Raw genomic sequence first — 8,706 nt, 5'->3', positions numbered from 1 at the left:
CGCTGATCAGATGCGTCCGAAACTGCCAAAGCTGGCGACCCTCATGGACGGCGCCGAGGAGGATGTGCTGGCCTACATGACCTTTCCCCAGCAGCATCGAACGAAGCTACACAGCACAAATCCGATGGAGCGCCTAAACGGCGAGATCAAGCGCCGTACGGACGTGGTCGGGATCTTTCCTAATGAGGCTTCGATCCGCCGCCTCGTTGGGGCCATCCTGATGGAGCAGACCGAGGAATGGACCGTCCAGCGCGGTCGATACATGACACTGGAAACGCTGGCGCCAATCTGCGATGATGTCGTGGTCAGCTTGCCTGCAGCGCAGCGCGACTGATCAGCTCGGCCCGCCAGTCAGCACGAGGCCCGCTATGAGCTACACCATCAGTTGGGACACGATTGAAAGGGCTTTGGTCGCCGGATCGGGGCGCGGTCTTTCTGCCGGTCGATCTCGGGCAGGCTTCCGCCCCCGTACAATCCGCTGCCCCCTCTCGGCCAGTCATTGTGGAACTGCGACTTTCTAATGGTCGCTGTCTGCGTTTTGACAGCAGCATGAACACCGCCCTCCATCTAGCGCAACACGCCCATCATCAGCGCTTCGGTTAATCATGTCTTCTTCACCGGAATCTCCTCGTTCGTCTTGCCTAGAAAGTTCTACTTCCGTATCCCTTTAAGATCAGGGCAGATTAACGATACTATGCGCTTAGGTAGAGGTGGTGTCTTGAAAAAAAAATTCTTAGGAGATTGCCTAAGTATAATTCCGCTTATTAGAGCGAATATTACTGATCCTGAAAAAATAATCGCAAGTGTAACGGTGCTTGAAATGGTAAAGCCAACTGTAACTAGGGTTGCATAAATTAGTCCGATAAAGAATTGATGTAGAAGAAAAATATCCAGTGAATACTTTCCGAGCCTCGAGAAGCATTGGGAGAACCATTCGGCGCGCTGTGCTACGAACTGTACAAGATAAACAAAGGCAATAGTCGCAGGTAGTTGCAGGAGAAACGTTGCCAGGTCGTAAGAAAAAATCCCTTGCCGTTTTATAACGTAAGCTACAAACCAAATTGATAGCATCAATGCGGCAACGGTATATTTCGTCTTGAATGGTTTACGTAAGTGCGAAGCGAGAAATACACCCATCGAGAAAAACAGTATTCCGCGTGCGCCAAGATTCCATATAAGTGTTTTCATTCCAGACGAATAATTGAATACGTCCAGACTGGCGAGCATAAGGGCGGAAGATACTAAAACCAAAATAGATTTGATCCCAATCGGAAGTCGCCGAAATATGACTGTCATCGCTCCCAGTATTGCGATTGCATAGATGAACCAGAAATTTCCATACGGATTTATAAGGAAAAGAATTTGGTAGGAGGCACTTTCGTTGCTTATCCAAGGATAATGATGGATGCCAATCTGCGACGCCAGATATGTGATTGTCGTCCAAAGCAACACTACCCAGAAAGCCCACAAAAATCTATTTTTCAGAAACCATTTAATCCCTCGCCGCGCAGGTTCTGCAAAAAGAATACCAGAACATAAAAAAAAGGCTGGCATCCTAGCCATACCCATTGCTGCTCCAAATTCACCTAGAAATCGATGCAGTTCGATATCGTGCGATTGGGACCAATATTTTGTTGCAATCATTGAATGATGCAGGACAACAAGGGTTATTGTTACGCCGCGAATTACGTCTAACCAAACTTCGCGGTTAGCTTCTGAAGAAGGCAAGTGAATGAACTCCCGTTAACTCATCAGTGCTAATTAATTTCTTAAGCGCATGACGCGCATCATTGGCGACTTAATCGTTTCTACAACAATCGTCTCCTTCATCAGGCCCTTGTCATACGCACGCCTATCGAAGCATTCGGACTAAGATACTTAACCTAAGCAGATTCAGCTGAGTCGATACAGTGCATCCGTTGCACGTCGGAGAATATACATTGTCAGTAAAGAAAAACGGTCCCTACAGGCTACTATTTTTGTCTTCGTGAGCACCCGCTCCGCGTGACTTCCGCCCTGTCTATCTCTGGTTCCATAACAACATCTTCCGGCTCCTCGCGTTTGCCTGCAATCTAAGTAGTCCTCCATAATGCGGGATAAATTATCCCAAAAGGTGGACCACTTCAGTAGGACAAGACCAGTCAGACCAGTTCGTCGTGCGGTAGCGGGTGTTGGCAGGATTTGGCGCAGGATTTGGCATGGCAGATGATCTGACCATCCGGACTCACGCGGTGAAGCCTTCTCACCAATGTGCGCAACTTGCCCCATCTGCGCCCTTCTGAGATTCTTGCACAAGATTGCGCGACCTTTGCAGTCAGCGCCGTAAATCTGAAACACATTCCTCACCAGGTCCAGTCCGACTGGGAAAAATTCCGACATGACCGTTCCCCTTTGTGGATCGTTGCAGACCCACCTTGGCACAGAGGTGCCGTCGGAGGGCGGTTAAATCATCACGGTCCATGAAGGGCCGTAATATGTTTTAATCAATTGGTATTTGGGGGGATGACACTTGATTTTTTGACAAGGATGTTCGTGTTCGTGTTCGTGTTCGTGTTCGTGGGGAGAGAAAAGTGGCAGGATGGCGTGCGCCGTATTCACTTCGAGACCAGGTTGCACCAGCCATCAGCCACAGAATGGGTACTAATGAGGAATTCGGAATCAGATCAACAAGGTTAGCCACCAAAATGAGTGCGATACCAGAATCTAGTGTATTGAGGCCATAGCGTCGATGGCGCAGCCACATGAGAATGGCTCCCCCACATAGAAGACCAAACTGTCCAAGATATCCGACCCATCCATACACCCCAATCGAGATTACCCAACTGCCGTCGGTCGTTGATTGGTCTGCGCCTGTAATAGGGTCGAAAACACGGGAGCGTCCAAAACCTCCCCATCCTGTCAATGGCTTCTCATTCGCTTTTTCAAGAAGAATATCTTCATTTCTCAGTCGATATTCAAATGAAGCAGCGCGCTCGGGACTAATTAATGCAACATAATCAGTAATGCGTTCAGTCGGAATCGCGCCGCTGCCGCGAGCCATAGGGTATAGTAGGACTGTAATTGAAGTCAGGCCGGCCAATAGGAATTGAATCTTTAAGGGCGCTACAAGTATGACAGCTGTCAATGGTAGACAGATTAGCATTGCGCCGAGATTTCGAGAAAAATAAAGCACAACTATCATCCAAGCTGTCGCTAGTAGCCAGCGTGATCTTCGCCCGTCGATATTGGCACGAGCCAAAGCGGCGCATGCAAGCGCACCCATACAAATAAAAATTCCGACGCGAAGCCCGTGAGCGAGAAACACAATCGGCCGGAATCCTTCACGCACGTGTTGGCGCCAATCGCTGGCGAAGAAGCCGTATAAATCACGATTTAACTGAGGGCTCATTCTCGCTTCCCACATCACCAAAACCGAGTAAATCAGCGAGGCGATGGCAAAAACTTTTAGTAGATCATTTGCCGCTTGGGGTGTCCCGAGTTCCCTTCGAGCCAACCAAAATGGCAAGAAGATAACTGCGAGATTTTGTACCATGGAAAGCATATCATAGAGTGCGATGCCTTTGAGGTAACGAGAGCCATAGATTAGCGCATTTTGATTTGTAAGCCATGTAAGAACCGGCGCACAGAGCATCAGTAGAAGAATGAGTGGTACCAAACGCGCCACTCGAGAACCGGGGCTTGTACGTTCAGTACGGTCCTTTACACTACGATTTACATTGGACTTTTGAGCGCGTTTTATACTCACCCGTTTTAGTCGTGAATTGTGTGCTGCGAGAAACAAAATCGTGCAAAGACTAGGCATGAAGCTTTTATCAATCGCCGGCAAAAGTGGGGGGTCGAAGCTGATGCGTTCTGGGATAAAGAGATAGCCAAAGATAATTGTTGCTGGAAGCGCTATCGAAACGCGATATTTCTTGAATAGAAGCCAAGTAACTAAAGGCCATGAAAACAAGACAAATGTGGCGAGCGTGTTGGGCATAATCGTCTAAAAGCTTTCCGGATCTTGAGCGTGCAGTCCTTGTAGCGGTAGATTTTCACGCCGAGGCGAAATTTACGAGCACAAAATGTGACTTAAGCCTTTAAGCGCTAGATAGATCGCGATTATGATTGTTATCCATGGCCTTGCTCGAGGGATTTTCCATATATGCCAGAAATGTTTGGCGCGTCCGACGTTCTACCTGAAGCTGATAGGGCTACAACGTCCATATGTATTTCCATCATAAACTTCCGTACCGCTCAGATGACCATCGAATGTACACGTTCGGTGCTTGACGATCTTGAGTCAGATGGGATTGACGGACATGTTGTTCTTGTTGAGAACGGATCTGGTGATGACTCTGAGGAAAAATTAGCTGCTTGGATTGCAGATGAAGGACTTTCTGATCGCGTCACGCTAGTGATCTCAGCGGTTAATACGGGTTTTTCTGGAGGGCATAATCAGGCAATTGCAGTATGCCGAGCAGCATTTTACCTGATCCTGAATTCAGATGCCGTACTGAAACGCGGATTCTGCAAGGCTATGCTTCAGGCTGCAGCCAAAGAGCATCAAGCAGGTCTCTTTGCGCCGCGCATAGACTATGACGCCGGGGGGCAACAAGTTAGTTGTTTCAGGGTTGCCTCGCCGCAATCAGAGCTCATTCGTGGGGCTGGTACTCGTCAGGTTACTAGCCTTCTTTCTCGCCATGTGGTGGCACTTGAGATGCCACCTCGACCTGATCAGATCGGCTGGGCAAGTTTTGCTTGTATATTACTGCGCGGGAGCATGGTGGATAAGCTTGGTCCAATGGACGAGGGGTATTTTCTATACTTTGAGGATACCGAGTATTGCTTACGGGCTGTACGTTCGGGGTGGAAAATATGCTACGTGCCCGAGGCGCATGCGATCCATTTTCGTGGCGGTTCTGGGCCGGTTAAGGCCTTAGCCGCTCAGAAGAAGCGTATGCCAAGGTACTTTTATGCGTCACGCAGTCGTTTATTGTATCAGGCTCATGGTCCCGTCGGGCTTTGGCTCGCGAATTTTGCTTGGATCTTCGGACGAATTCTGGCCCATCTACGGGTCTTGACTGGCAAGCCTATTCCGCCATCCAATAGTTGCGAGTGGCGAGATATTTGGACCAATATTTCAAGTCCTTTGGGGGATCGTTACGCTCCATCTGGGACGGGCCATTCAGCCCACTATGACGGCTTCATACATTCGTCGACAGCGACACAATCTGACCAGAAAGTTGCGCTATGATCTGTCCAGACTATTTGATTATTGGCGCAATGAAATGCGGTACGTCAACGCTAGCGGCTCAACTCGGTGCTCAGCCTGGTGTATTTATGACCCAGCCTAAGGAGCCTGCCTTTTTTGCCGATGATGCCGTATTTTCTCAAGGGCAGTCTTGGTATGATAAGCTTTTTGCATCGGCTGATCGGGACGACGTTAAGGGTGAGGCTTCGACGCAATACACAAAGTTGCCAACCTTTCCTAGAACTGTGGAACGGGTGCGAAGCGCTGCAATCCAAGCAGGGAAAGCTCCAAAACTAATTTATATGCTGCGTGATCCAGTAGATCGTTTAATCTCTCACTACATCCACGAATGGTCGCAAGGTGTCATACGTGATCCGCTTGATCGGGCCCTCGAAACTCATCCTGAACTGATCAGTTATTCCTGCTACGGTAGGCAACTCACGCCGTGGGTGGAAGCCTTCGGGAGTGACATCATGGTCGCTAATATGTCCGAACTAAAAGATGACCCTCAGGGACTACTGGACCGTGCCGGTATACACCTTGGAAAAACTGATCTTGTATGGAAGCATGACTTGGGACGTATGAATGTCTCAGCTGAACGTGTTCGCCGCTTCCCCTTGCATGGGCTTGTATTCGCCAATCCGTTAGCCACTTGGCTGCGTCGTAACCTGATCCCTCAGACAGTACGTGATCGTATTAAAGCTGCTCGGCAAATGCAGGAAAGGCCTATTCTATCAAGTGCTAGCCGTGCAAAACTTGTTGAGACCTTCCGCACGGATAGATCTCAATTTTTGGCTTTGTTTCCCGAGAAGCAAAATATGGCACTTATTTATCCGGAGCCAAAGTAACTATGAGTCAGTTTTCTTGCGGTGCCGTAGTGATCGGGCGTAATGAAGGCAAAAGATTGATTTCCTGTATCGATTCTTTGTCTGATTTTAAACAGGTGATCTACGTTGATAGTGGGTCAACTGATGGTTCAGTGGACGTGGCGCAGGCGCGCAGGGCGAGAGTTTTGGCGCTTGATATGTCCCTTCCTTTCACTGCAGCGCGCGCTCGTAACGAAGGACTCGAACTGCTTCGTCGAAGCTTACCAGGCGTAGAATTTGTGCAGTTCATCGATGGTGATTGTGAGTTGCGGTCAGGCTGGCTCGAAGATGCGTTAGAGACGATGTTTTCTCGGCCGCTGGCGGGCGTGGTATGCGGTCGTAGACGCGAACGGTTTCCTGAGGCTTCAGTTTATAATGCACAGTGTGATCGCGAATGGAATACACCGATAGGTCTAGCGCGCTCCTGCGGTGGGGACGCATTGATGCGTATGGATGCTCTGGACGAGGTAGGCGGTTACGATCCGACCATGATTGCCGGGGAGGAGCCGGAACTGTGTGTCCGGTTGCGTGCAAAAGGCTGGGAAATTCATCGGATTGATGTCGAAATGACTTGGCACGATGCCGCAATATTTCGCTTTGGGCAGTTCTGGAAACGCGCGCGCCGTGCGGGGCATGCTTACGCGGAGGGAGCTTATCTACATGGTGCACCTCCGGAGCGACATAACGTTGCACAGGTACGCAGGGCTTTATTCTGGGGAATGGCAATGCCGCTTGTGTTGATGGCGTCACTTCTTGCGATCGGTTTATGGTCATTATTATTAATTGGAATATATCCTTTACAAGTTATGCGATTAGCAAAACGTAAGGGTGGGAGGCGCGATGCTTGGGAGGAAGCACTACTCCTTACCGTGGCCAAATTCGCTGAGAGCCAAGGGATCTTAGAGTTTTATCTTCGCCAATTAAGTGGGCGACGTTCAAAGTTGATAGAATATAAATAGTTAGCTGTAAGAAAAACATTTGAGGCTAGCTTGATAGGGTAGAGCGACTTCTTATCATCCAATGTGGTCGGCAACTAGAAGTTGGAGTTTTCTTGAAGATGGTTTTTCCGAAGGTAACGACAGTCTCGGTTGTTATTGCTTCATGGAACGGAGCTAAATATATCATTGAAACCTTGGATAGCATTTTGAATCAAAGCTACCCCGTTTGCGAAATTATCGTCGTAGATGATGGATCTAGTGATAATACAAGAGATCTTGTTGAGAATTATAATCCTCTAGTACGCCTCGTTGCGCAGCCCAATGCTGGTCGCTGTGCAGCCAGAAATAACGGTATTATGCAGGCCGTTGGAGATGCTCTTATTATTCTCGATCAGGATGATCTTCTGCTGCCCAACAATGTTGAGGTTGGGGTACGCATGTTAAATAATAACCTCCATGCCGCATTTAGTGGCGGGTTCTCTATAGGTATTAATGAAAATGGCGATGTAACGGGAGATCGGTTTGGATCTACTGGATTGTGCGATTATGGAACAATGTTGCGTGGGTCGATGTTTGTTCCACCTTCGGTCGTAATGTTCAGAACAAAAGTACTTCAGGAAATAGGTGGTTTTGACACGTCATTTAAGCGCGGTGGTGAAGATTCAGATATTTATCTTCGAGTAGCGCAAAATTATCCTGTTCACTGTCATGATATCGATGTGGTTGCATACCGGCGTCATGGAGAAAACGGCTCGAATGATGCTGAAGCAATGTTGACGACTAGTCTTCAGTTTATGGAGAAGCAGCGGAAATTTGTTGACCGACACCCGCAATATAAAGGTGATTGGCAAGTAGGTAGGGTACATTGGTGCCGCTTATTTGGGAAAAATCTTGTTATGCAAGGGGTCGGGGTATTAAAAGCTGGAGATGTTCCTAGAGCCGTCAAGATTTTTATTTTATCTCTACGATATCATCCCAAATCATTTGCAAACTTCGCTGCGTTTCATCTCCGGAGGATATTGAGTGGATGATCGCCCTATTGTTTCTGGCCGTTACGTATAAAAATTCGAATTAATATTTTATTTTTCGGACCTTATCTCGGTTGAAGCGCTGAACTTGCTTTGTGCAGCGGATCTTTTTATTCTGCCATTGATATCACGTAACCGCCTCTTGGTCGCGATGAATTCGGGGCCGTTATCTGACCTGATAAACTCCGGCGGACCGCGAAGGATGAACAGATCAGTCAGTGCGTTGATGACATCGACCGAGTTCAGCTTGCGTTTGACGCGGATCACCAGCACCGTCCCTAGGTGAACTCATCGACGATATTGAGCATGCGGTAGGCTCGCCCGTCCGCGGTCTTGTCTTGGACGAAATCGTAAGACCAGACGTGGTTCGGCCGCTCGGCCCGCAGTCGGACGCAAGAGCCATCTGCCAGCCAGAGCCGCCCGCGTTTCTTCTGCTTTTGCGGGACTTCAAGCCCCTCGCGTCGCCAAATGAGCTCGACCCGCTTGTGGTTGACGCACCATCCCGCCTGAACCAGAAGGCCCGTGATCTGGCGATAGCCATAGCGTCCGTGTAAGCGGCAAGCCGAGGCCGTTCAGGGCCTATAGTTCCATGGCATGAGTGCGTCGATCTCGGCGGCGGGCCATTGGTTTGCGATGCGCGT

At 49.0% G+C, this 8,706-nt stretch carries 7 protein-coding genes and 2 pseudogenes; 5 read left to right on the top strand and 4 right to left on the bottom strand.

Features of this window, described 5'->3' with window-relative positions; translation table 11 throughout:
- A partial coding sequence (locus VSX56_RS20090; protein WP_350938465.1) for a transposase occupies window positions 1-334 on the top strand: 334 nt, incomplete at its 5' end.
- A 317-nt stretch (window positions 335-651) separates the two neighbouring features.
- Here VSX56_RS20090 and VSX56_RS20085 read toward each other — a convergent pair.
- From VSX56_RS20085 to VSX56_RS20075, 3 genes and pseudogenes are all read right to left on the bottom strand, one after another.
- Complete coding sequence (locus VSX56_RS20085) at window positions 652-1,728, bottom strand: acyltransferase family protein (protein WP_350939320.1); 1,077 nt, start codon at window positions 1,726-1,728, stop codon at window positions 652-654.
- A 537-nt stretch (window positions 1,729-2,265) separates the two neighbouring features.
- Window positions 2,266-2,379: pseudogene (locus VSX56_RS20080) on the bottom strand (IS110 family transposase); the annotation flags it as partial.
- A gap of 100 nt (window positions 2,380-2,479) precedes the next feature.
- On the bottom strand, window positions 2,480-3,979 hold the full coding sequence (locus VSX56_RS20075; protein WP_350939319.1) for a hypothetical protein: 1,500 nt from the start codon (window positions 3,977-3,979) through the stop codon (window positions 2,480-2,482).
- 165 nt (window positions 3,980-4,144) lie between these two features.
- Here VSX56_RS20075 and VSX56_RS20070 point away from each other — a divergent pair, with 165 nt between their 5' ends.
- The 4 genes from VSX56_RS20070 to VSX56_RS20055 all read left to right on the top strand — a co-directional run bounded on the left by VSX56_RS20070 (window position 4,145) and on the right by VSX56_RS20055 (window position 8,068).
- Window positions 4,145-5,236 carry a glycosyltransferase family 2 protein gene (locus VSX56_RS20070; protein WP_350939318.1) on the top strand — a complete coding sequence of 364 codons (1,092 nt, stop codon included), beginning with the start codon at window positions 4,145-4,147 and terminating at the stop codon, window positions 5,234-5,236.
- Entirely contained in the window at window positions 5,233-6,081 is an 849-nt protein-coding gene (locus VSX56_RS20065) for a sulfotransferase domain-containing protein (RefSeq protein ID WP_350939317.1), read from the top strand. Before VSX56_RS20070 ends, VSX56_RS20065 begins: the two co-directional genes overlap by 4 nt.
- A 2-nt stretch (window positions 6,082-6,083) precedes the next feature.
- On the top strand, window positions 6,084-7,058 hold the full coding sequence (locus VSX56_RS20060; protein ID WP_350939316.1) for a glycosyltransferase family 2 protein: 975 nt from the start codon (window positions 6,084-6,086) through the stop codon (window positions 7,056-7,058).
- 98 nt (window positions 7,059-7,156) lie between these two features.
- Window positions 7,157-8,068 carry a glycosyltransferase family 2 protein gene (locus tag VSX56_RS20055; RefSeq protein WP_350939321.1) on the top strand — a complete coding sequence of 304 codons (912 nt, stop codon included), beginning with the start codon at window positions 7,157-7,159 and terminating at the stop codon, window positions 8,066-8,068.
- A gap of 144 nt (window positions 8,069-8,212) precedes the next feature.
- Here the strand turns inward: VSX56_RS20055 and VSX56_RS20050 are convergent.
- A pseudogene (locus VSX56_RS20050) lies at window positions 8,213-8,616 on the bottom strand (DDE-type integrase/transposase/recombinase); the annotation flags it as partial.
- Window positions 8,617-8,706: the final 90 nt, after the last annotated feature.

This window comes from Thioclava kandeliae, assembly GCF_040297545.1.
Taxonomy (GTDB): Bacteria; Pseudomonadota; Alphaproteobacteria; order Rhodobacterales; family Rhodobacteraceae; genus Thioclava; species Thioclava kandeliae.
This window is presented reverse-complemented; position numbering and strand designations above follow the sequence as displayed.

What these genes read in the sequence shown, in the direction of transcription:
- VSX56_RS20075 (WP_350939319.1), bottom strand. Translation starts at nt 3,979, where the DNA reads ATGCCCAACACGCTCGCCACATTTGTCTTGTTTTCATGGCCTTTAGTT.
- VSX56_RS20070 (WP_350939318.1), top strand. Translation starts at nt 4,145, where the DNA reads ATGCCAGAAATGTTTGGCGCGTCCGACGTTCTACCTGAAGCTGATAGG.
- VSX56_RS20065 (WP_350939317.1), top strand. Translation starts at nt 5,233, where the DNA reads ATGATCTGTCCAGACTATTTGATTATTGGCGCAATGAAATGCGGTACG.
- VSX56_RS20060 (WP_350939316.1), top strand. Translation starts at nt 6,084, where the DNA reads ATGAGTCAGTTTTCTTGCGGTGCCGTAGTGATCGGGCGTAATGAAGGC.
- VSX56_RS20055 (WP_350939321.1), top strand. Translation starts at nt 7,157, where the DNA reads ATGGTTTTTCCGAAGGTAACGACAGTCTCGGTTGTTATTGCTTCATGG.